The sequence below is a fragment of the Candidatus Brocadia sinica JPN1 genome, from assembly GCF_000949635.1.
GTDB lineage: Bacteria > Planctomycetota > Brocadiia > Brocadiales > Brocadiaceae > Brocadia > Brocadia sinica.
In genome coordinates, this window is the sequence record NZ_BAFN01000001.1 from 2,112,131 (window position 1) to 2,132,725 (window position 20,595).

General features: G+C 42.0%; 29 protein-coding genes, 1 tRNA gene and 2 pseudogenes. 14 read left to right on the plus strand and 18 right to left on the minus strand.

The genetic code is table 11. The annotated features are described in order from the left end of the window. Positions 1–37: 37 nt before the first annotated feature. The 3 genes and pseudogenes from BROSI_RS09470 to BROSI_RS09480 all read left to right on the plus strand — a co-directional run. Positions 38–901, plus strand: a pseudogene (locus BROSI_RS09470) (DEAD/DEAH box helicase); the annotation flags it as partial. Next, positions 898–1,221, plus strand: a pseudogene (locus BROSI_RS09475) (DNA methyltransferase); the annotation flags it as partial. The pseudogenes BROSI_RS09470 and BROSI_RS09475, both read left to right, overlap by 4 nt. A 54-nt stretch (positions 1,222–1,275) precedes the next feature. Continuing rightward, complete coding sequence (locus BROSI_RS09480) at positions 1,276–2,103, plus strand: restriction endonuclease (RefSeq protein WP_052563503.1); 828 nt, start codon at positions 1,276–1,278, stop codon at positions 2,101–2,103. A gap of 325 nt (positions 2,104–2,428) precedes the next feature. Here the strand turns inward: BROSI_RS09480 and BROSI_RS09485 are convergent, their stop codons facing one another. From BROSI_RS09485 to BROSI_RS09505, 5 genes are all read right to left on the minus strand, one after another. Further along, complete coding sequence (locus tag BROSI_RS09485; RefSeq protein WP_052563504.1) at positions 2,429–3,457, minus strand: DNA polymerase IV; 1,029 nt, start codon at positions 3,455–3,457, stop codon at positions 2,429–2,431. A gap of 183 nt (positions 3,458–3,640) precedes the next feature. Then, the gene (gene tnpC, locus BROSI_RS09490; protein ID WP_052563505.1) at positions 3,641–5,011 is read right to left on the minus strand and encodes an IS66 family transposase; all 1,371 of its coding nucleotides are present in this window, start codon (positions 5,009–5,011) and stop codon (positions 3,641–3,643) included. Beyond that, on the minus strand, positions 4,998–5,879 hold the full coding sequence (locus BROSI_RS09495) for a Druantia anti-phage system protein DruA (RefSeq protein ID WP_052563506.1): 882 nt from the start codon (positions 5,877–5,879) through the stop codon (positions 4,998–5,000). Before BROSI_RS09495 ends, tnpC begins: the two co-directional genes overlap by 14 nt. A gap of 347 nt (positions 5,880–6,226) precedes the next feature. Next, positions 6,227–6,655, minus strand: a complete 429-nt coding sequence (locus BROSI_RS09500; RefSeq protein WP_052563507.1) for a PIN domain-containing protein — start codon at positions 6,653–6,655, stop codon at positions 6,227–6,229. Beyond that, a complete protein-coding gene (locus BROSI_RS09505) occupies positions 6,652–6,858 on the minus strand; it encodes a hypothetical protein (protein ID WP_052563508.1) in 207 nt (68 codons plus the stop codon). The genes BROSI_RS09500 and BROSI_RS09505 overlap by 4 nt, the downstream gene beginning before the upstream one ends. Positions 6,859–7,156: 298 nt before the next feature. On the opposite strand from BROSI_RS09505, the gene BROSI_RS09510 reads away from it, so the two are divergent. Both BROSI_RS09510 and BROSI_RS09515 read left to right on the plus strand, forming a co-directional pair. After that, a complete protein-coding gene (locus BROSI_RS09510; protein ID WP_052563509.1) occupies positions 7,157–7,435 on the plus strand; it encodes a helix-turn-helix domain-containing protein in 279 nt (92 codons plus the stop codon). Continuing rightward, positions 7,426–7,812, plus strand: coding sequence for a type II toxin-antitoxin system VapC family toxin (locus tag BROSI_RS09515; protein WP_052563510.1), 387 nt, complete (start codon positions 7,426–7,428; stop codon positions 7,810–7,812). Before BROSI_RS09510 ends, BROSI_RS09515 begins: the two co-directional genes overlap by 10 nt. A 121-nt stretch (positions 7,813–7,933) precedes the next feature. Here BROSI_RS09515 and BROSI_RS09520 read toward each other — a convergent pair whose 3' ends face one another. From BROSI_RS09520 to BROSI_RS20290, 6 genes are all read right to left on the minus strand, one after another. After that, entirely contained in the window at positions 7,934–8,182 is a 249-nt protein-coding gene (locus tag BROSI_RS09520) for a hypothetical protein (RefSeq protein ID WP_052563511.1), read from the minus strand. A gap of 11 nt (positions 8,183–8,193) precedes the next feature. Further along, complete coding sequence (locus BROSI_RS09525; RefSeq protein WP_052563512.1) at positions 8,194–8,421, minus strand: hypothetical protein; 228 nt, start codon at positions 8,419–8,421, stop codon at positions 8,194–8,196. Between the two features lie 3 nt (positions 8,422–8,424). After that, positions 8,425–8,592: a type II toxin-antitoxin system HicB family antitoxin gene (locus tag BROSI_RS19075; RefSeq protein ID WP_082059137.1), complete on the minus strand. Its 168-nt coding sequence runs from the start codon at positions 8,590–8,592 to the stop codon at positions 8,425–8,427. Between the two features lie 15 nt (positions 8,593–8,607). Continuing rightward, on the minus strand, positions 8,608–8,883 hold the full coding sequence (locus BROSI_RS09530; RefSeq protein WP_052563513.1) for a type II toxin-antitoxin system RelE family toxin: 276 nt from the start codon (positions 8,881–8,883) through the stop codon (positions 8,608–8,610). Further along, positions 8,880–9,098, minus strand: coding sequence for a hypothetical protein (locus BROSI_RS09535; RefSeq protein WP_052563514.1), 219 nt, complete (start codon positions 9,096–9,098; stop codon positions 8,880–8,882). Before BROSI_RS09535 ends, BROSI_RS09530 begins: the two co-directional genes overlap by 4 nt. 240 nt (positions 9,099–9,338) lie before the next feature. Then, positions 9,339–9,509, minus strand: a complete 171-nt coding sequence (locus BROSI_RS20290) for a ribbon-helix-helix domain-containing protein (protein ID WP_164468391.1) — start codon at positions 9,507–9,509, stop codon at positions 9,339–9,341. A gap of 141 nt (positions 9,510–9,650) precedes the next feature. Between BROSI_RS20290 and BROSI_RS09540 the strand changes: the two genes are divergently transcribed. Genes BROSI_RS09540 through BROSI_RS21360 form a run of 3 tightly spaced genes read left to right on the plus strand, consistent with a single transcriptional unit; the run spans position 9,651 to position 10,907 of the window. Continuing rightward, the gene (locus tag BROSI_RS09540) at positions 9,651–10,298 is read left to right on the plus strand and encodes a phage antirepressor N-terminal domain-containing protein (protein ID WP_052563515.1); all 648 of its coding nucleotides are present in this window, start codon (positions 9,651–9,653) and stop codon (positions 10,296–10,298) included. A 2-nt stretch (positions 10,299–10,300) separates the two neighbouring features. Further along, positions 10,301–10,789, plus strand: coding sequence for a tyrosine-type recombinase/integrase (locus BROSI_RS09545; RefSeq protein ID WP_052563516.1), 489 nt, complete (start codon positions 10,301–10,303; stop codon positions 10,787–10,789). Between the two features lie 10 nt (positions 10,790–10,799). Then, complete coding sequence (locus BROSI_RS21360) at positions 10,800–10,907, plus strand: hypothetical protein (protein WP_157842465.1); 108 nt, start codon at positions 10,800–10,802, stop codon at positions 10,905–10,907. A 30-nt stretch (positions 10,908–10,937) separates the two neighbouring features. Here the strand turns inward: BROSI_RS21360 and BROSI_RS09550 are convergent, their stop codons facing one another. After that, entirely contained in the window at positions 10,938–11,204 is a 267-nt protein-coding gene (locus BROSI_RS09550) for a transposase (RefSeq protein WP_052563517.1), read from the minus strand. A gap of 78 nt (positions 11,205–11,282) precedes the next feature. Between BROSI_RS09550 and BROSI_RS09555 the strand changes: the two genes are divergently transcribed. From BROSI_RS09555 to BROSI_RS21365, 4 genes are all read left to right on the plus strand, one after another. Next, on the plus strand, positions 11,283–11,513 hold the full coding sequence (locus tag BROSI_RS09555; protein ID WP_082059140.1) for a Mor transcription activator family protein: 231 nt from the start codon (positions 11,283–11,285) through the stop codon (positions 11,511–11,513). A 244-nt stretch (positions 11,514–11,757) separates the two neighbouring features. After that, positions 11,758–11,946, plus strand: a complete 189-nt coding sequence (locus BROSI_RS09560; protein WP_052563519.1) for a helix-turn-helix domain-containing protein — start codon at positions 11,758–11,760, stop codon at positions 11,944–11,946. An 18-nt stretch (positions 11,947–11,964) separates the two neighbouring features. Next, positions 11,965–12,444: a site-specific integrase gene (locus BROSI_RS09565; RefSeq protein WP_157842466.1), complete on the plus strand. Its 480-nt coding sequence runs from the start codon at positions 11,965–11,967 to the stop codon at positions 12,442–12,444. Then, complete coding sequence (locus BROSI_RS21365; protein WP_082059368.1) at positions 12,395–13,111, plus strand: site-specific integrase; 717 nt, start codon at positions 12,395–12,397, stop codon at positions 13,109–13,111. The genes BROSI_RS09565 and BROSI_RS21365 overlap by 50 nt, the downstream gene beginning before the upstream one ends. Here BROSI_RS21365 and BROSI_RS09575 read toward each other — a convergent pair. Together BROSI_RS09575 and BROSI_RS09580 are read right to left on the minus strand one after the other, a co-directional pair. Then, a tRNA-Val gene (locus BROSI_RS09575) sits at positions 13,068–13,143 on the minus strand. The genes BROSI_RS21365 and BROSI_RS09575 overlap by 44 nt on opposite strands. Before the next feature lie 86 nt (positions 13,144–13,229). Further along, the gene (locus tag BROSI_RS09580) at positions 13,230–13,529 is read right to left on the minus strand and encodes a SemiSWEET family sugar transporter (protein ID WP_082059141.1); all 300 of its coding nucleotides are present in this window, start codon (positions 13,527–13,529) and stop codon (positions 13,230–13,232) included. Between the two features lie 238 nt (positions 13,530–13,767). On the opposite strand from BROSI_RS09580, the gene BROSI_RS09585 reads away from it, so the two are divergent. After that, complete coding sequence (locus BROSI_RS09585; RefSeq protein ID WP_052563523.1) at positions 13,768–14,259, plus strand: DUF456 domain-containing protein; 492 nt, start codon at positions 13,768–13,770, stop codon at positions 14,257–14,259. Between the two features lie 60 nt (positions 14,260–14,319). On the opposite strand, the gene BROSI_RS09590 is transcribed toward BROSI_RS09585, so the two are convergent. Both BROSI_RS09590 and folE read right to left on the minus strand, forming a co-directional pair. Continuing rightward, positions 14,320–15,780 (minus strand): TolC family protein, encoded by a 1,461-nt coding sequence (locus BROSI_RS09590; protein ID WP_162183235.1) that lies wholly within the window; start codon positions 15,778–15,780, stop codon positions 14,320–14,322. Between the two features lie 302 nt (positions 15,781–16,082). Next, positions 16,083–16,646, minus strand: a complete 564-nt coding sequence (gene folE / locus BROSI_RS09595; protein WP_230400670.1) for a GTP cyclohydrolase I FolE — start codon at positions 16,644–16,646, stop codon at positions 16,083–16,085. Positions 16,647–17,044: 398 nt separating this feature from the next. On the opposite strand from folE, the gene BROSI_RS09600 reads away from it, so the two are divergent. Continuing rightward, complete coding sequence (locus tag BROSI_RS09600) at positions 17,045–17,458, plus strand: DUF3568 family protein (protein WP_157842467.1); 414 nt, start codon at positions 17,045–17,047, stop codon at positions 17,456–17,458. A 38-nt stretch (positions 17,459–17,496) separates the two neighbouring features. On the opposite strand, the gene mutS is transcribed toward BROSI_RS09600, so the two are convergent. Together mutS and BROSI_RS09610 are read right to left on the minus strand one after the other, a co-directional pair. Further along, positions 17,497–20,145 (minus strand): DNA mismatch repair protein MutS, encoded by a 2,649-nt coding sequence (gene mutS / locus BROSI_RS09605; protein ID WP_230400671.1) that lies wholly within the window; start codon positions 20,143–20,145, stop codon positions 17,497–17,499. After that, complete coding sequence (locus tag BROSI_RS09610) at positions 20,106–20,564, minus strand: GIY-YIG nuclease family protein (protein WP_082059143.1); 459 nt, start codon at positions 20,562–20,564, stop codon at positions 20,106–20,108. The genes mutS and BROSI_RS09610 overlap by 40 nt, the downstream gene beginning before the upstream one ends. Positions 20,565–20,595 lie beyond the last annotated feature (31 nt).

Below are 20,595 nucleotides of genomic sequence, written 5' to 3' on the forward strand. Positions count from 1 at the left end.
GTTTTAAGCGTAAATAATTATCTGAATGCTATAATTAATGCAAATAACGCCTTATCATGCCAAATATTTTGCATTCGAACTCACAAAACGCAACTCATCGGATAGTTTGCAAAAACTGGCTTCTTCTCTTTTAGATGCCCAGGTAGATTTAAATCCACATCAGGTTGAGGCAGCTTTGTTTGCCTTCCATTCCCCGCTTTCTAAGGGCGCTATACTGTCGGATGAGGTCGGGCTGGGAAAAACCATTGAGGCTGGACTGGTTATCTCTCAAAAGTGGGCTGAAAGAAAACGGAAAATTCTGGTCATCGTACCATCCAATCTGCGCAAACAATGGAATCAGGAATTACTGGATAAATTCTTCCTTTCGTCAATTATATTGGAAACATCATCTTTTAATCAGGAAATTAGAAATGGAAACTTAAATCCCTTTAACCAGAACGAAATAGTCATATGTTCATACCATTTTGCAAGGGCTAAAGACGTTTACATTAAAAATATCAACTGGGATTTGGTGATTATTGATGAAGCCCACCGTTTGAGAAATGTTTATAAGCCATCAAATAAAATTGCCAATGCCGTCAAAAATGCCGTTGCCAATGTCCTAAAAATTCTCCTTACGGCAACACCTCTCCAAAATTCTCTCTTAGAACTTTATGGTCTCGTGAGTGTCATTGATGATTATACCTTTAGCGATGTAAAGAGTTTTAAGAGCCAGTTTTCCAGGTTAGCCAATGAGAACGATTTTTGTAGCCTGAAAGAACGATTGAAGCCTGTCTGTATAAGAACACTCCGCCGCCAGGTACTGGAATATGTTAAATACACGAATAGAATAGCAATAACACAGGAGTTTATACCATCCCCCGATGAACAAAAATTGTATGATCTGGTGTCATCCTATTTGCTGGCAAAATCAAGATGATATGCATTGACCTGCCCTATAATACAGGCAATGATTTTATTTACCCTGATAACTATACAGAAAGTCCGGATACATACTTACGCTATACTGGGCAATTAGACAGCGAGGGTAGGCGATACTCTACAAATACCGAAACGGATGGCAGGTTTCACTCCAAATGGCTCAGCATGATGTATCCCCGTCTTTTTCTTGCTAGAAACTTGTTGAGAGAAGATGGGGTAATTTTTATTAGCGTTGATGATAATGAGATACATAATCTCCGTATATTAATGAATGAGATTTTTGGAGAAGAGAATTTTATTGATACCTAAATCCTGCAAACAAGGCTTAGCCTTGTTTGCAGGATTTAGGAACAAGTGTTTCTGGACGAAGATTTTGAAAAGTTCTGGAATAAGATTAAGGCTAAAACTACCTATTCCGTTGAGTATTCCACAGAAACGCTTGTGAGCAACGCCGTTGGAGCGATTAGGAAAATGGATAGGATTGAGCCGGTAAAGGTTTCATACGGAGAGGCATCAATAGATATAGAACACAGGGGGATTTGTGTTGCCGAAACCAGAAGTCAAATAACGAATGTCGAGCATTTGGGCGCGCTGCCGGATATTTTAGCTTATTTGCAAAAGGAAACGGAGCTTACCAGAGCAACAATCGTAGTGATATTAATAGATTCAGGCAGGATTGAAGAATTTCTTGTTAATCCCCAAAAATTTATGGATGTTGTGGCTGGAATTATTAAAAGGGAATTGCACAAGCTTATAATAGATGGCATCAAATACGAGAAACTACCGAACGAGGAATACAGTATGATGTTGTTTGAGAATAAAGAGATCATCAGTTATCTGAATAATCGGCTGGAGGTTAAGCATTCTGTTTATGATGCTATCGTGTATGAATCCGAAATTGAAAGAAAATTTGCAGAGGATTTGGACAGGCGTAAAGATATAAAATTATTTGTCAAATTACCGGATTGGTTCAAAGTGGAAACGCCCATTGGCACATATAATCCAGACTGGGCAATTTTGAAACACGATGAAACGGTTTTATATCTTGTGAGAGAAACAAAAGGTACGAAAGGCTTTGAAAAACTCCGAAATATAGAAGTCGACAAGATTCGTTGCGGGCGGAAACACTTCGAGAAACTCGATGTTAATTTTGATGTGGTAGTTTCCGCTAACGAGGTTTAATCCTGCTTCACATTAACTAGACATCAATTAGTGCATGGCTAAAGAATTAGACGCAGAGGATTTTCTATTCTACCAACGCTTTTGTTAAAGCAACTGGTCCAAAAAAGTTTGTTTCCATAATTTTTCTATCCACCTTGATAAGGGTGTCTTTTGTTAACGAACCCTGGCTGATATCTCCCATTGTTGATCGTTACATCAATTTGCCCAAAATGTCGCAACACGTGTTCCACTTTTTTATGTACTGAATTGTGTCTGTTAGATTCAATGGTAAAATCAATACGTTTTCTTTGTTATCAGCGCCAGTTACTTGGATTCGTGCCCATATTCATACCTTTTCCAATCCTCCCACCCTCACGCCTACAAGCCTGACCTTCTTTTTCAATTCAAACCTCTTCAGACAATCAAAGGCAGCCGTTCTTATCTCATTTACGGCATTCGTGGGCTCTGCAAGGGTTTTTGCCCTTGTGTGGGTTTTAAAATCACTGAATCTCACCTTCACCGTAACGGTTCTGCCCCTGTAGCTAGCCTGTTTAATGTCGTTCGCAACCTCCCTCGTAAGTTCTGCAAGGGTCCTGGCTATTATCTGCCAATCGTTCGTATCACTCTGAAAGGTAACTTCTCTGCTCGTGGATTTTGGTTCCCAGTGGGTAATAAGAGGACTTTCGTCTATTCCCCTCGACGCCTCGTAGAGATATCTTCCGTGAGATTCTCCAAATCCCTCGATAAGTCTTCCCCTAGGGAATAAAGCAAGCCCTCCGATGGTTCCGATACCCATTTCCTTCAAGTATGCCTCTGTCTTTGGTCCCACGCCCCAAAGTTTTCTCACTGGTAACGGCCATATACGATTTTCTATGTCACCTTCTGCGATGATGGTTAGTCCATCCGGCTTTTGCATGTCAGAGGCAATTTTTGCCAGGAGTTTGTTGGGAGCTACTCCTATAGAACAGGTAAGACCTGTCTCCTGTTTGATCTTTGTTTTGATTTCTTTTGCAATCTCCTCTGCCGTCTTTTCTATCAGGGATATATCAAGAAATACCTCGTCAATCCCCACATCCTCCATTATTGGACTGAATTTTCTCAAGATGCCCTTTATCTTTCGGGATACCCTTGAATACTCCTCATAATCTACGGGAAGAAAAACGGCATGAGGACAGAGTTTGTATGCAATTCTTAAAGGCATTGCGGAATGTATCCCATATTTTCTGGCTTCATAGGATGCTGTGGAGACTACGCCCCTTTGAGTGGGATCGCCGCTGCCTCCAATTACGAGAGGCTTTCCTACCAGTTCCTGATTTCTCTTTTGCTCAACTGCTGCAAAAAAAGCATCCATATCTATATGAAGGATCCGTCTCATAAAACCAGGGTTTCATCTTCTCTCTAACCCTTTGTTGCGCATGGAGAAAAGACATGAATCAGTTGTATTTTGTTTGCCAGAAGAAAGTGACAAATATCGGAAGGGGTATAATGATAATTACAAAGGATGTCTCTATCGATAAAGAATACTTGCATTTTCGTAACACTTTAGTTCTTTGAAAAATTAACAAGCGATTTTATAGGCCAACCCAGAAGGCGTTTTTACCGTCAGGGCGTTTTTGGCAATTGCCAGAAGGTTTTCAACGGGATTAGCACCTTGTAATTCCGCAGAGCGAAGCAATGTCATAAGGATAGCCTGGGTATTCGCACCTTGAGCAGAACGATTTTGTTGTGAGACCTTTCGAGTCAATACCGGCTTTCGCATCTGTTGCTCAGCATGGTTATTATAGGGACTCACGCCCTCATGTTCCAGGAACGTAAAGAGTTCCTCTTTATGGCGATTCAGACGTTTGATCAGTCTTTGTGCGTCTTTATCCTGATAGGGTGTTATCAAAAACTGTTCAAGCCGATAATGTAATCTCTTTTTCAACCGAAGAAAGCATTCTGGACTCAAATGGTTCTTTTCCTCCGATAACCGCAATGCGTCTTTGAGCACACGAGAGAGTTTTTTCCGGAAAGCTTTCCATGGAATTGACCGATTGTATGTGTCGACTTTTACCAGTTCCGTGAACAGATGATAGAAACACCGCTGCTTTGCCAGTGCGTTTATCTTGTTATAAGCGCCCCAGAAGTCACAAATCAGGATGCCCTTGAATAGTCTGCCTAAGAACTTTTCTATGACAGGCGACCCCCGATTGCGTGTTATGAGGTAGTAGCAGAGGGTTTTGGTGGTAAAACACCATAACCAATGGGTTTTCCCGTTCAACCGCCACCCTGTTTCATCTGCGTGTAAAACGGCACTTGCGGAGACTTTTTGTCCAATATCGTTATACCGTGATTCCAGGAGTGTTGCAAGGGACTTCCAAGCCTGGGTTAAACCACCGGCGCTTATGTGAAAGTTGAAAAATACGGAAACCATCTTTACGATATTGTTTATACTTATGCCGACTAAGTAATGAAGCCAGGCGGTAAAGACAACGAGGCGCAATCCGAGTCGGGCATTTGGCAACGCGTCTGTGACCGTAGGCTGGACAATCTTTCTACAACAAGAACACCAGGAACCATGAACCGTATGTTCAGTCACGACCGGATCAATCTGTGGGATATCTTCGATGTATCGCTTATACGTTCTTACCGGATTTTGCAGTGGCTGGTGGCAATCAGGACAACTCTTGAGGGTATGTGTCTGATAGGCTGTTACTGTTTCCGGCCGTTTCCGGGAAATCCCCTTATGTCCGTGTTTCCTGCCACAAGGCCGTTTTTTCCTTTTGCTTGTGGGTTTGAGATACGGCGGTGTCATGCCGGGAGGGGTAGTTGGTCTCGGTTGATCGCAGAGTCGGTCATATTTCTCTGCTTTCTCGGCCAGTATCAGGATAGCTTGAATCGCATCCTCTCTGTCCATCTCCAAAATAGCTATGGCTTCATCCCTGGTCATGAGTAAGAAACCTCCGGAAATTTTTGTGGAGAGGATACAGGTAGAGTTCCTTAGGTTGGCCATGATACTGATAGCGATTGCCCCGTTTTGCACTCCCCTTGGTTTTACCAACACGCATCCAATTGGCTGCCTGGTAGCAGGTGCCTTGAAACCGTGCGGTATCAACAAAGGTTTCAGCCAAATACACGGGATGGCCATAGACGGATTTCCAGTCATGTGACAAACGCCTGAGGGCGAGGGATAATACCTTGGATGCAAGGTGTTTGATCATAACCCAGGGTGGAATGAGAAATCGCACGTTACTTGCAATCAAATGCAAGTGTGTCCGTTTGGAAGACTCATCCCATCCGATGAAACGATCACGGTCTTTGACCTTCCATGCGGCACTTGCCCATCCAAGACAGGCAACGACCTGGTTGCCGATATGTACGATGTGCCTGATGTGTTCGCCAACAAGCCGGGGACATCCGAGGTAGTGGTAGTGATGAAGGAGATAACCCCAGAGGTACCTCTCTTGATGGTCTCTTACCACCTGGACCGTCGGGGTTTCATACTCGGTGATGGCACCTTCCAGTGTTCTTTTGACGAAAAGGGGCATCTGATCAAAGACCTTGGGTTTGAGATTGTTTTTCGGCCGTATTCGTGGCGGAAGCGAAACCAATCCCTGCTCTTCCAATCTCAGAAGGAGGTCTCGTGCTGCGTATTCTTTCAACTTGCCATTGGGCTGCATCCAGTTCCAACTCTTGCAGAGTTCACGGGAAATATAACTTCGCCCTCTGAGAAAATGACGCTCAGTGAGAGCCTTGATAAAGGCTATATCGTCTGCATGCAGTTCTCGTGAACGGTAGTGGAATAGGATAGGCTTCATAATCAGATTCCTTTTCTCTGAAGCCCTTTATACCATAAATGGCAAACTGACGTCAGCGTTTTTTTGCGTTTTAACGCTCTTACGGTAAAAACGCCTTCTGGGTTGGCCTATAAAATCGCTTGTTAATTTTTCAAAGAACTAAAGTGTTACTGATATTCTAATTTGTAGAAGATGAAAGAATGTTGTAACAGGACAGGGAAAAAAGTTAGCCGAAGAAATAAGCGTTAAACCAGCCAGTACGCAATTAGATATCGATAAAGAATAAACTCCGATTTCCTTAACCTTCCTTTTGAGAATCTCATTACCATTGAGTAAGTAAACACAAGTATTTGTATCAAGAAGATATTTCAAAATACATGCTCCATTTTTGTAGATGATTTTCTACTCGAATAGATAACCTTTATTTGCTCCTCAACGCTTCTATCGTCTTCCCATGCTCCACATACAGAAAGGAATTCTTCTGTTGCAGATTTTTCTTTGAGTTCTGGTTGAACAAACTCTTTTTTGAGAATATTTATATCCAGCGGCGCAATGTCGAAGTTTTCGTATTCCTCTATCTTCTTCACGGTTTCTTCAAAGGACAAAGCAATCTTGCCCCGTTTCGATATATACATAATTTCGGCAAGAACTACAGCAGGGACAACTACGGTGCCTTCTTTGATTGTCCCTTCAAAGACTTTAATGGCTTTCTTGCTCAAACGAGCGTCTTCGGTAAAATACCATACCAACGAATGGATATCGGTTATAAAATCCATATGTACCTCAACGAGATTCATAAAGAAATAGCCTCAAAGAACAATGAGTCTTCGATACTGCTTCCTTTCCAGAGGCCTTTCAAAGAACCGCGCTTTACGGGCTTCTTTGCGCCGGATATAAATTCGGTCGTTATCTGATGAATAACTTTGTAAAGTTTCGGCATTTGTTCTTCGGGAACTTTTCCTAATTTTTTTATTATCCGCTCCTTATACGTTGAAAGCATAACTCCTCCATTCAATAATATTCATTTGATTGTATACCTTAGCTACATTTTTTATTATTTTAACAATTTCAATCCTCTGCGTCTAATGCTTTATCCATGTCGTTCGAAAATTCCAAGTAACCTTGTTCAGTCACAATTTGGTCACAGGGTTAATGATATCAAATACTCCTATTTTGCTAATTTATAAATGATTTATAGTGCAGTAAATATAATGTAAACGTAAAAACATATTGATAAATAATATATTTTTGTGTATTATCATTGAAAATATTAATCACTTGACCACAGGAGATACATAATGCCTATTCAATTAGGGGAATTAAAACTTTACTCACTAAAAGAGTTATCAAAAAGTTTGGGTATCACAACGTTTACCTTAAGAACATATATTCGGCAAGGAAAACTCAGAGCAAGAAAAATGGGGACTAAATGGCTAGTTACAGAGGATGCCCTAAAAGAATATTTCAAAGAAACCCAAGAGTCAAAAAAAGAAGATCGTATTTCCCTGCACGGGATAATAAGCAATAGTAAAGTAACCAAAAAAGATATTGAAGAAGCAAAAGGAATATGGAAATAACTTTGGATACTCACACCTTTATTTGGTATTTGGATAAAAGCCTGAATAATAAGTTATCTCAAAAGGCATTAAAAATCATTAAAGAAGCTGAAGATTCATATACCATTTACTTACCAATAATAGTTTTAATAGAAGTACTTTACTTGATAGAAAAGGGGCGTGTTAATGTATCGTTTCATAAGCTCTTATTAAATTTAGAAAAAAGTATCAATTATGAGATAGTTCCCTTTGACACAAAGTTGTTAAAAGTTGCTGAGACCATAAAAGGACTAGAAGTGCACGACAGATTAATACTCGCAACAGCGATATTAACTGGTAGTCCTCTTGTTAGCTACGACAGAGAAATACACGCTAAAGGAATTAAAGTTATATGGTGAAACCAAATAATAAAACAATCAGGAAATTATCTTGTTTCTGTATAAAAATAAAATAGGTAACATACTATAGCTAATGTTTTTGGATTCGCTAAATTATGCCTGTTTTTATTGACCTCCGTCTTTAATTTATAGTATTTTGAAACCTTTTGATATTACAAATTACCCTCTGTGAGAAATGCGGGTTAGCCTTCCTTCGGGCTATGAGATCATCCAGGGATACAACCTTACCCTCCCTGATATCCGCTAACCCTTCCTCAATCTTTGCCTTTATGGTAGGATCTAACATGATGTAGAGGTCTTCTATCTCATCTTCGATCGTCTTGCGGAGCAGTTCTTCAAACTCTTCGATCGTCAAATCAGATACTTTCATGATAAAATCTCCTATACACTTAGCTTTGACTTTCTCTTTTTGCTGTAGGCTTCGTAATCCTCTCCAGACTCGTTTTCCCTGTCTTCGATAGCCTTTATGTCAGCCAGGTCCTCAATCAACTCCTCTAGCCGTTTCAGCTCTTCCATTTCGATTATAGCTGCTACTTTCTGTCCTTCACTATCGGTTACAAATTGTTTGACCTTGATAAGGCCTTTCTTTTGTTTTACGGCTGTATGCATGTTTTACTCCTCTTCCCGGTTAGCCGCCAGGACTAATTGTACTGCCTCTTCAAGGTTACTCCGTGCTTCCTCTAATGTGGCTCCCTGTGTATTGGCGCCCGGTAGTTCTTCTACAAATCCGATGTATCCTTCGGGTACCTTTTGAAAAACTGCTGTTAGTTTAATTTGCATACTTTATACCTCTTCTCATCCTGCAATCTGTGATATGAGTTTATCGTATTCTGCATGTGGACCGATCCAGAACCAGACAATTTCATCCCCGTTACGAGCGCCAACAGCGCGATAGTCAATGTTAATCCGAACTGTGTAAATGTGTTTCGTGGAATGGATTTGTTTGAAGCGCAAGCTGGGATGATAAGGATTCTGGACAAAAAGTTCATATGCCTTCCTTGCCTGTTTCCGAACATCATCCGGCAATTGTTCAAGCGCCTTGCGAAAGCGCTTAGTCGTGTAAGACTTCATACACTCTCTGGATCAAGCACCCGGGTTTTACCTTCGCGATGTTCTGCAAGCGCTTCATCTGCTAACTTTGCAAGCTTATCCTGTGAGTCAGCAAATGCCTTTTCCCAGCGTTGTTCAGAGGCAAGTTCTTCAAGAATCCAACTGGCAAAGGTATTTTGCCCTTCTTCCGGAAGTTTTGCCACTTCTTCAAATGCCTTTTCTAAAAGTCTTGTCATTGTTCATACTCCTTTGGGTTTACTCAGTTTATTTCTGGCGGACAATGCCCGCCCTATAGACTGGGAGGTGACCGAAGCGGAGCGCGCTACGGGCCGTATATGGCGTTTTTGAGCGGGCGCCCCCGGCGTCATATACGTTCCCAGGGCAATGGAAAATAAGAGCTCTCAGCCTCCGTACAGGCTGCAGCGCCCGACAATTGGTTATTGGTGTCCGGCCCAACCAATGCCTGCATACACATTTTACTTTTTTGTGATTTCTTTTTTGGGAGTGCCCAAGGCTTTTTCTATCAGTTGCCTTACGGCCTCAGCCCTGGATTGAATCCGATTTTTAAAACGATAATCGTCAATCCAATCCAACATCTCCGTTGGAATTTGAATATTTATAAAAGTTTTATCTGTTTTTTCTGGCATCGTATCTCCTTTGGATTTCATTATATTTATACATTTTGTATTGTCAATACAAAAAATTATCTTGACAAATAATATTAATTGTATTATTTGTATTGATAATACAATTCGACTTTCATTTATTTTAATATGGAGGTAAAAGCTATGGAAAGTTTAGTGGAGTTTAAAGAAGTACGGGAAATGTCAGACAGTCAAAGGGCGCTTAAGCCGGTGGATGTGGGATTTGAGGAGTTTAATGGACAGCCTGTAAGGATTGCTATTGTGGTTATATGTGGTAAGAAAGTTCCGATTGTAGCATTATCGGATATCGCTCAATACATAGGACATCAAAAAGATAGCCTTTGGAAGCTGATTAATGGCGATACGCTCTTAAAAGAGTGGTCAGTTATTTCCGTTATGGAAATGACTGACGGCAAAAACTATGAAGTTATGGCCTTAACCCTCGATGGTTTTATCGGTTTGATGGTGAAAATCAATCCAAAAAGGGTAAAAAATGTCGAAAGGCAGGAGAGAATCCTGGCATTTCAGAGGTGGGCTATACCCACGCTCAGGAAGATTATGTTCCAGGAGAGGTATCACCTGGATTCGGACAGGATCCCACTTACTGCACAGGAGATGAACGCTATCTTTGAGATGATCAAGTATTATGAGAAGACTAAAAGCGCCAACACTTGCCAGCTCCTTAAGAAGACGTTGCAGAAGGTGTACCCGGATATTGTTATCTCTGATAGTGAGGCAATGGAAAAGGTGATCACTCAGCTTGGGCTGCCATTTAAAAATGAGGTGAAATAGCCATGAAGACAAAAAGGGTGTCAGAGTTTTTGACGGAGGATGAAATTAGCGCGATCCTCCGGGTACCGGACAGGAGGACGTTACAAGGCAAGCGGGACTATGCCCTTTTGCTCCTGATGTTCTCCACGGGACTGAGAAAGGCTGAGGTGTGCAGTCTCAGGGTGGAACACATTACCACGTACCGGAATCAACCGGTGGTTGACGTAATGGGCAAGGGGGAGAAACACCGGCGCGTTGCCTTGAATAGGGATGTGTTAGAGGCCGTCCTGGATTATCAGAAGACGCTCCTCCCCCTTACCCCCTCCGGAGGGGGGCAATATTTGTTTTATACCTTGGGGGAGCATGGGAATTGTACGATACGTCCGCTTACGCATAAGGCGGTGGATTGTCTCCTACGGCGGGCGAAGAAGGATGCCTTAATCACCAAGCGGATTACCCCACATACCACCAGGCATACCTTTGCGACTACGCTCTTGGACAGGGGGGGTTGACCTGAAGACGGTGCAGGAGCTTTTGGGGCATAGCCACATACGAACGACAGAAAGATATCTGCATACATCCGATGAAAAGAAGATGGACGCCATTACACGGCTGCAGTTTGCAATTTGATGCAGGTTGGACGTACCTAACCCGCATTTCTCACAGAGGGTAATTTGTAATATCAAAAGGTTTCAAAATATATATCCTCTGTGATAATAATTCTTCTACTGTATGCTCTATTGCGTCCTGATCCCGATAATCGGTAAAACACTTTGAAAACTCTTTCATGAAACCTCTTGCCTGTTCTAATTCTCTCAGTAACAGGCCTCCGGCGTCGGTTGTTATTTGCCCTCCATTAAATTGCGATATTACCTTCCTTCCGCTTAACCCTTGATACTCTATTGCATCTTTACACCCTGTTTTCACCTTCAACCCTCCTCTTGCTATGTATAATCTGTTCTTTACAAACATCTTATACCATAAATATCGAGGGTTGTCTAACATATCGGTGAGAAATCCGGGCTAGGCGGGGAACAATTCTATTTGCCTAAATTGGATGTTTGCTTAGCCAGGGTAAAAAAGCGGAAGATCATCGAAGAGTTTAAGGGTGGTAATTACGGAGGGCTTGCCAGGAAATATGGAGTTACCTTGTTTTGGGTACGTGAGATCATCAAAAAACACAGACGTGAAATGATAAATAAAAAGCAAACCGTGAGTACTTTAAATGCCGGGTAATATAAGTGAATCTTTTATTACCCAAGTTAAAAATTTAAAACAGCAAAATCAAGGGTTTCAAGGTTGACGACCTTATGGCATTTTGGGTAATAAAAAATCATTTTCATAAATCGGTGAGGATATAGATTGAAAACTGAGCTTGAACAAAAAGACATTGAAGCGATAGCGCTGAGAACGGTTGAGATACTTAAACCTAATCATAGCGGACCTCGTTAACTCAAATCATCCAAAAAGTGATGAATTGATGAATGTCAAAGAACTTGCTCAGTATCTTAAAGTAAAGGAATCCTGGGTATACGAAAAGAAACTCAAAAAAGAAATTCCATTCCTAAAAGCCGGTAGATTTCTCCTCTTCAAAAAGAAGGATATTGACCTATGGCTAAAAAATCCTTATGCTCCCAGTCTCAATATTTCTAAACAGTATCAAAGGTGAAAGGAGGAGATGAAGGTTATGAGAAGGCATAAAGGATTATACAAGCGTGGGAGAATATGGTGGATGATGTACAGTGATGGACACGGAAGAACAATCCGTGAAAGTGCAGGTACCACTTCGCAGCGAGAAGCGGAATACATTTTGAATTGCAAGAAAAAAGCAGTACGGGAAGGAAAGCTTCCGGATTTAAAGAAGATCAAGCACTGCAAACTTGTTGAACTTGCACAGGATTATTTAAAGTGGTCAGAACGGCAACGAGTACACAAAACCAAGAAATATTGGATACCTCAGCTAATTAAGGCATTTGGCAATTTGAACGTGAGTGACTTAAACCCAAAGATCATTGAGCAGTGGCAAAGCGAACGCTTAAAGACAAATAAACCTTCTACAGTAAATCGTTTGACTACCTGTTTAAAGCACATGATAAATAAGGGAGTTGAATGGGGGAATGGCAACGGAAGAAACTTTGAAATCAGTGAGAAAAGTCAAACAACTTGAAGAAAATAATAAACGGCTCAGGTACTTGACCATAGAGGAATTACAACGACTTCTGGGTTGTTGCTCTCCACACTTAAAACCCATCGTCCTCGTATCGGTCAATACAGGAATGCGAAAGGGAGAAATTCTCAATTTAAAATGGGATCAAGTTGATCTCAGGCATAACTTTATCTTGCTTGATAAAACCAAGAATGGAGAGCGCCGGGAAATACCAATTAACAGTACGCTCAAAGAACTGTTTGCCAGTATGCCTAGGAGTCTTGAAAGTGAATGTGTTTTTGTAGATAAGAATGGAAAGCCTTACGGAAATATCAAACGTGGTTTCCATACGGCATTAAAGAAAGCTGGAATTCGAGATTTCCATTTTCACGATCTGAGACATACCTTTGCCTCGCACTTGGTAATGACCGGAGTTGATTTGCCAAGTGTTAAAGAGTTATTAGGACACAAGTCTTTAACCATGACACTTAGGTATGCACACTTATCGTCTGGGCATAAGAGAAAGGCAGTTGAGATGCTGGATAGGGTATTGAGCGGTAGTCAATCAGAAAAAAGAGTTCACAATTTGTTCACATTTTTAAAAGACGACACACAGAACGAAAATCGTAAGTCCTTATGTGACATGGTGGGCGCTAGTGGATTCGAACCACTGATCCCTTGCGTGTGAAGCAAGTGCTCTAGCCGCTGAGCCAAGCGCCCAACCTTTTCCATAATTTTATAAAAAAATCTTGTTAAATTCCATTGAAAATTATCATGAACCCAGGGAAAGCACTATTGGTGCAAACTTATAGACTATCTTTTGCTCGGTTTCTTCTAAACAAACTGCGCAATAATAAAATAGCCATGACAAACGAAAGGGTAAACCCATTTGCCAGTGCAATGATTGGATTTTTTAAATGCACCCCATAAACCAGCCACAAACTACATCCTACCAGGAGAAGGGTCAACATGACTGGCGAAACGTCACGCAATTCCCTGGTCTTTATGCCACGTATTATTTGTGGTATAAATCCTACCGTTGTACAAATTGCGGCAATTGTTCCCATAATAGACCACAGCATAATTCTTCCCCCATAGATTTTCATTCAGACCTGGCTAATTTTGTTGGATATAAGGCATTATCATGATATAATAATAAACTGTAAATAATTCAATCGCCTTTGGTAACAATCTTGCCTTCGGTGGTTCAGTCGCGAACGATTGAACCAGCCTTGAGCATTCAAAGATTTTTTTTCCAAAGGCATCTTCGCAAAAAAAATTATAATACCATATTTTCTTAAAAATTCATTTCTTAATTTAAACTTTATAACGGATAGGTTGTCGATGGGAGTTTGGGAAATTATTTTATTTACAGTTTCACTCATTATCATGCTCGTGGGGATGGCAGGAATTGTGGCGCCAATAATACCCAGCATACCACTTATCTGGCTTGGGGCATTTTTCTATGCAATATTCACCCATTTTGAGAAGATCACATGGATGGTGCTCCTGGTATTCGCGCTCCTGACTGTTTTTTCCATCGTATTTGAAAATCTTGGAAACGTGTATGGCGCTAAGAGATTTGGCGCCACCAAATGGGGACTCGTAGGCTCGGTAGTGGGCACAGGAGCCGGATTTTATATGGGTGGCCCTATAGGTTTGATATTAGGACCTATCGTCGGCACCATTATCTTTGAAATTGTTGGCGGAAAGGGTTACAAGGGGGCATTAAAGTCTGGACTGGGCAATTTTGTGGGCTTCTTGGGAGGCTCGGTAATAAAAACACTCACTGGTCTGGCCATGATTTCTATTTTTATCTGGAAGGTATTTGGATAAGGGGGGAGTTGCCCGATACCCCCTTTTCGATAATCTTCCACAGTATTGTTATTTCGAATTTCAGGTTTCTGATTCTTCTTCCAGTTTAATATCGTAAACATCGAGGATCGTGCCCTTGGCCTTCTCCAAATTTCCTAACGATATCTCATAATCAATAATAGCCCTCGACGCCTCAAACTCTGCAAGGGCAAGATTTTCCTGTGCGCGCAAAACTTCCAAACTTGTGGTCCTGCCTACGTTAAATTTCTTTTCCTCATTTTCCAATCTTTTTTCAGCCAGCTCTCTGGCCTTTCTTGTGGCATTGACCCTCTCAATATTTGTCATCACCTGCCGAACAAACTCCCTTACCTCCACAACGATATCCAGTTCCTTTTTTCTGACATTAATCCTCGCCTGTCGTTCATTGAGCTTGGATTTATTGTATGCACTCCTTGCCGATCTGTTCCCGAGAGGGATCTCTAAAGTAAGGGTAAAAAATTCGCCCTGAAATGCCTCTGAAAACGTAGAGTCATTGGCGCCCGATACTTCATCCCCAAGACCCGTATAACGCACACCTCCCGTGAAATCTAATCCCGGATACAATTCATTCTTTCGGCGCTTTGTTTGCATACCTGCATTTTCAGTCTCCAGTTGTAGCCCGGTTAATTCCGGACGTCTTTCCATAGCCACTTTGATCGTATCCTTTACTTCAACCTTTATCGGCTCAAAGAAAGGTTTATCTGTAGGAATAATGGTAGCATCGGAGATAATCTCGTTATCTGCAAGATTCATAATTCTTTTGAGATCATCCTCTCGATCCTTAATTGCATTTTCTGCAGAAATTACCGTCTCAACCCTTGATGCTACACCAGATTCAGCGTCAATAATCTCAACTGGTGCAAGGGTGCCAACTTCTACCTGTATCTTGTTCTTCCTCAATAAATCCTCTGCGCGTTCCAGGGATTTTTTTGCCACCTTTAAATTCTCCATTGCCCTTACATAATTCCAATATGCCTCCTGAACTGAATCGGACACCTCCAATGCCTTGCTTTTGAATTGAGACAAAGAGATCTTTTTATTATTTCGGGCAATATAGATGGGGCTTCTGTTATAAAACCAACCGCCGCCCTTCAACAACGGCTGTGTAATCTTTGCCTCGATGTAATTTGTATAGGACGGATTTAAAAGTCGAAAGGGATTTGGATCTACAAATTCCCGGAATATATTGTATTCTACTGATACGGTAGCACCCGTGGGAATCAAAGACTGAATTACGGCATCGGCAGTCTTTCCCTGATCAACAAAAGGGCTAATTGTAGTTGTTTCCAGACCACCAACTAGTCTGCTATTAATAGGTAATTCATCATTTTCGATGTTACCTTCTAATTTCAGTGTAGGATCAAACCTTGCCTTTTCTATCGTGATGTCCTGATCACTGAGTTTTGAATTCAACTTTGATAGCTCTATATCAAAATTATTGCGTAAGGCGTAAATAATGCTGTCTTGGAGGCTCAGACTAATAAACTTCAAATTCGAGTCCATTTCTATATCTGCCTGTGGTGCTGCGGGAGGTATTTGTACCTTAGATGTATTCTCGCTGCCCAAAGAAATATTCTGGTAGTATAAAAAAGAGGATAAGGCAACGGAAAAGGTTAAAAAAAATCTTTTATATTTCGTAATCATCCAGGTAAAAATTCCGTATGGTAAATAGGTAACCAGAGTGCACAACACACAGAGAACTGGTTAAAAATTATGGATTTTAACAGTAAATATCTTTTTGATCAGCCTCTTGCTACTGTTTCTGCTGGCAGATATGTCCCCGGGCTAACAAGTTCGTATCCGGATCAGTATCCTTTGATTAACGCCAAAGCCTCTGCACGGGTAGCAGGGTTGTCACGAAAGATACCACGCACTACAGAGGTTTTTACCCTTGTGCCCGGCTTTTTAATACCCCGCATCGTCATACAGAGATGTTCGGCCTCAATGATAGCAAGTACTCCTTTGGGGCGTAATGCCTTCATGATTGATTCTGCAATATCTGTGGTGAGTCTTTCCTGTACCTGCAGACGCTTTGCCTCTATTTCAACAACCCTTGCAAGTTTACTAATCCCGGTCACCCGGTTTCCTTGGGGAATATAGGCTACATGTGCGACCCCGCTGAAAGGGAGGAGGTGATGCTCGCAGATTGAATAAAAGGGAATATCCTTTAAGAGTACAATTTCATCATACTTTTCAGATTTTAACACCTTGATTTCCTTGTGCGAATCTTGTCCGATACCCGCAAAAATCTCTTCACACATATCGGCAACCCTTTCCGGGGTTTCTACAAGCCCTTCACGATTAGGGTCGTCACCGATGCCTTCGAGAAATAAGCGGATGGATTCTATAATCTTTTTTTTGTCTACCAAAATAAAAACTCCCATATAGTATTACATGTTTCTTTGCATTTCAAAATATGCTAAACATTTTAAAAACCAAAGTCAATGGCAAATAAAATATGTGAGTAATATCCCGGCGTACAAAATCGGGAAATAACAAACGTATACCGATTCATTAAGAAAAATACGACCTTGATTTGTCGGACGTATTGGCGTTATAGTGTATTCATACTGATGGTTTCTCTGTTTTTCGTAGCTGTAAATCACAACTGTAGTGAACGAATTGAATATATATACATGCACAGTCATTGCGGGGGCAATAGCCCGAGGCAATTCCGAATTCCGGGATTACCATGCGGAGTTTACACTGTGCAGGCAAATGTGCTCGCAACGACGACTTTCTTCCGGAGTTCACTATGGATCTTTGCATGAAGAAAGGACTTTGCTTTATGATGCCGAAGAATTTGCTGTATATCGCGTTGCTTGGAATCACGTTGTTCTCGAACTACGGATGTGTTGCTACCCTGCTCGTAGGTGGTGGTGCCGGGGCCGGGACGGTCGCTTATTTAAAGGGAGAGCTGAAATCAACAGAAGAAGCATCGATTGGCAGTGTTTGGCAGGCAGCACACAGAGCCATGAAAGATTTGGGATTTATCGTGACAAACGAGGAAAAAAACAACCTTTCGGCAAAACTGATTGCGCATGGGTCAGAAGATACAAAGATTGAGATTAACCTCGAAAGCGTATCGGCAAGATTGACGAACGTAAAAATCCGTGTCGGAGTATTTGGAAACGAATCGCTCTCCCGGCTTACCTTAGAGAGGATAAAGAAGCATCTCTGATTTTTTACAATAAAAAGGGGCGTTTCGATTGCGCATCCTTATTCACCCTCTAATCTCTTCTTTAATTCATCAAGCTTGTTAAGTGCTTCGAGGGGTGACATCCTGGATATATCGAGTTTCTTAATCTCTTCGGTTACCATGTCCTGTTTTGATGTAAAGAGTTTTAACTGTTTCGGCTGTTTTTTCTCTTGCTCTGTTTTCAGCGGCGCAAATTTTGGTTTACCGTTTACATCCAGTGTCGCAGTTTCAAGATTATTGAGAATAATACGTGCCCGCTGGATAACTTCCTTCGGGATTCCTGCAAGACGCGCAACGTGTATCCCGTAGCTTTTATCTGTTCCGCCGTCCACAATTTTTCTCAAAAAAACAATCTCGTCTCCCCATTCCCTGACAGCGATATTAAAATTCCTGATTCCCGGAAAGAGTAAGGCTAATTCAGTGAGTTCATGATAGTGGGTGGCAAAAAGCGTTCGGGCACGGATATGCTGGTAGATATATTCTGTAATCGCCCATGCAATGCTAATGCCGTCAAAGGTGCTCGTGCCTCGTCCAATCTCGTCTAATATAATCAGGCTGCGTTCCGTGGCGTTATTGAGGATATTCGCCGTCTCATTCATCTCTACCATAAAAGTGCTTTGTCCCCGTGAAAGTTCGTCCGATGCTCCCACCCGTGTGAAGATCCTGTCTACCGTTCCAATAACCGCTTCTTTTGCAGGGATAAAACTTCCCATCTGTCCCATAAGCACGAGGAGCGCCACCTGACGGATATACGTACTTTTCCCGGCCATGTTTGGCCCGGTAATTACCATAATTTTATCCTGAGCTCCATCTAAATGAATATCATTGGGAACGAAGCTTTCACCCCCAAGCCTTCGATCCAGAACGGGATGACGCCCATCAATTATTTTTAATTCCAAATCGTCCGTAATCTCCGGCATGATATATCGATTTTCCGCTGCAAGATTCGCAAGGGTTGCCAACACGTCGAGCACTGCAATTGCCTCGGATGTCCGTTGGAGCCGCGCCGTGTAGACACTGACCTTTTCACGGATCTGGATAAAGAGATCGTATTCCAAATCCCTTGCACGCTCATCGGCCGTCAGCACCTTTGTCTCGTAATCCTTGAGTTCTGGTGTAATAAAACGTTCTGCATTCTTGAGGGTCTGCTTTCGGATATAGGACTGCGGAATATTATCCTTGTGGACGTTGGTGACCTCGATATAATATCCAAACACCTTGTTATAGCCTACTTTGAGGGAATTAATTCCACTCCGTGCAATTTCTTCTGCCTGAAAATTGGCAATCCAGCTCTTTCCATTCTTACTCACGTACCTCAATTCATCAAGAGATGCATCATAACCCTCCCTGATAAGCCCCCCTTCTTTAATCGTGGGAGGAGGATCGGGTACGATCGAGGCGCCAATCAAGATTCGCACTTCCTCAAGGACGTCTAGTTGTTGTTCTAAGGATGCTAAAATATCCGTGATACAGAATCCTAATTTTTCTTTCAGTGCAGGTAGTTTTGAAAGAGATTGCTTTAAACCAATAAGATCACGGGCATTGGCACGACCACAACTTACCTTGGTCGAAATTCGTTCAATATCGTAGATATTGCCTAAAATATCACGGAGTTCCCGCCTTAATGCTGAATTTTCAAATAATTCCTTCACACCAAGCTGCCGATATTTGATATCGGCAGATACCCGCAGCGGACTAATAACCCATTCCCTGAGCAACCGGGCGCCCATCGGTGTCTTTGTCTGGTCTATCACGCCCAGCAACGAGCCCTCCCGATCACGGGTCCTTATTGTCTGTGCAAGCTCCAGACTCTGCTGCGTGGCCTTATCCATGAGCACCCTGTTATCCAGTCGATATTTTTGAACCCTCATTATATGTTTGAGCGATGTCCTTTGCGTCTCTTTCAGATACTGGATAACGGCGCCTGCTGCCCCCAGCGCCGGCCCGACATCTTCACAACCAAACCCCTCCAGGGATGTCGTTCCAAAGTGTTCTACCAGGATCCGGTAAGCAGTGTCTCCTGCAAATTCCCAATCGGGTCTGAAGGTAATCATTACATCACATTCTGCATGAATTCTCTCCATAAAGGAGGTGTTATTCTTTGCGGTCTCTTCAGGCAACAACAATTCCGATGGGTTCAGTCTTGCAAATTCATCAAAGAGTCTTTCCTTCTGAACATCTTCGACCTCAAACCGGCCTGTTGATAAATCGACCCACGACAATCCCATCATGTCCTTTGCCTCCAATACCGCCATTAAGTAGTTATTGCTTTTATCCTCGAGCAAGGTATCCTCGGTAACGGTTCCGGGGGTTATAATCCTGGTGACGCCACGATCAACAATCCCCTTAGCCTCATCAGGGTCCTGCAATTGATCGCAGATAGCGACCTTTTGTCCTGCCTTGATCAATCTTCGGATATACGATTCGGCAGCATGGTGCGGCACGCCTGCCATAGGCACTGCACTTTCGCCTTTGGAACGAGCGGTAAGGGTAATCCCCAATACCTTTGAGGCAAGCTTTGCGTCCTCAAAGAATAATTCATAAAAATCCCCCATACGAAAAAAAAGCAAGGCGTCTTTATGCTGCTTTTTTATCTCGTTATATTGACGCATCATGGGTGTTTCGGTAATCATACGAAAAACGGCCTCAGCTGATTTTGCAATGTGCATTTTGATAATTTCATTTTGATCTTAAGCGCGGATATCTCAGAATCCGGATCATCCGGGAAAAAATACAGATGTGAAGTGCATGGGCAGTCAGATGAACCAAATCCTTTCGCGGGAACTACAGCATTTTTTATATTTCCGATTTTGTGACTCAGTATGCACTCTTTATCTTTTTCGCCTGCATAGGTATAGACAGAAACGAGCTGCCCGTAACGGAGCAAATAATCAATATGCCAGTGTATCTTCTTTTTTTGCCGCAAGTGCCTTTCAATCCGGCGTTCCAGGTTGCTCTGAGCACTCCCGACATAGACGTAAAAACCTGCTGAAAAATGAAAGGCGCCCAGACACCCGATCTTTATATGGCGCCTTTGAGTCAGTTTAATGATGAGACAATATACACCCGTATTTGAAACAAAATCCATTCTAATTCAAAATTTCTTGGCAAATTAAGAT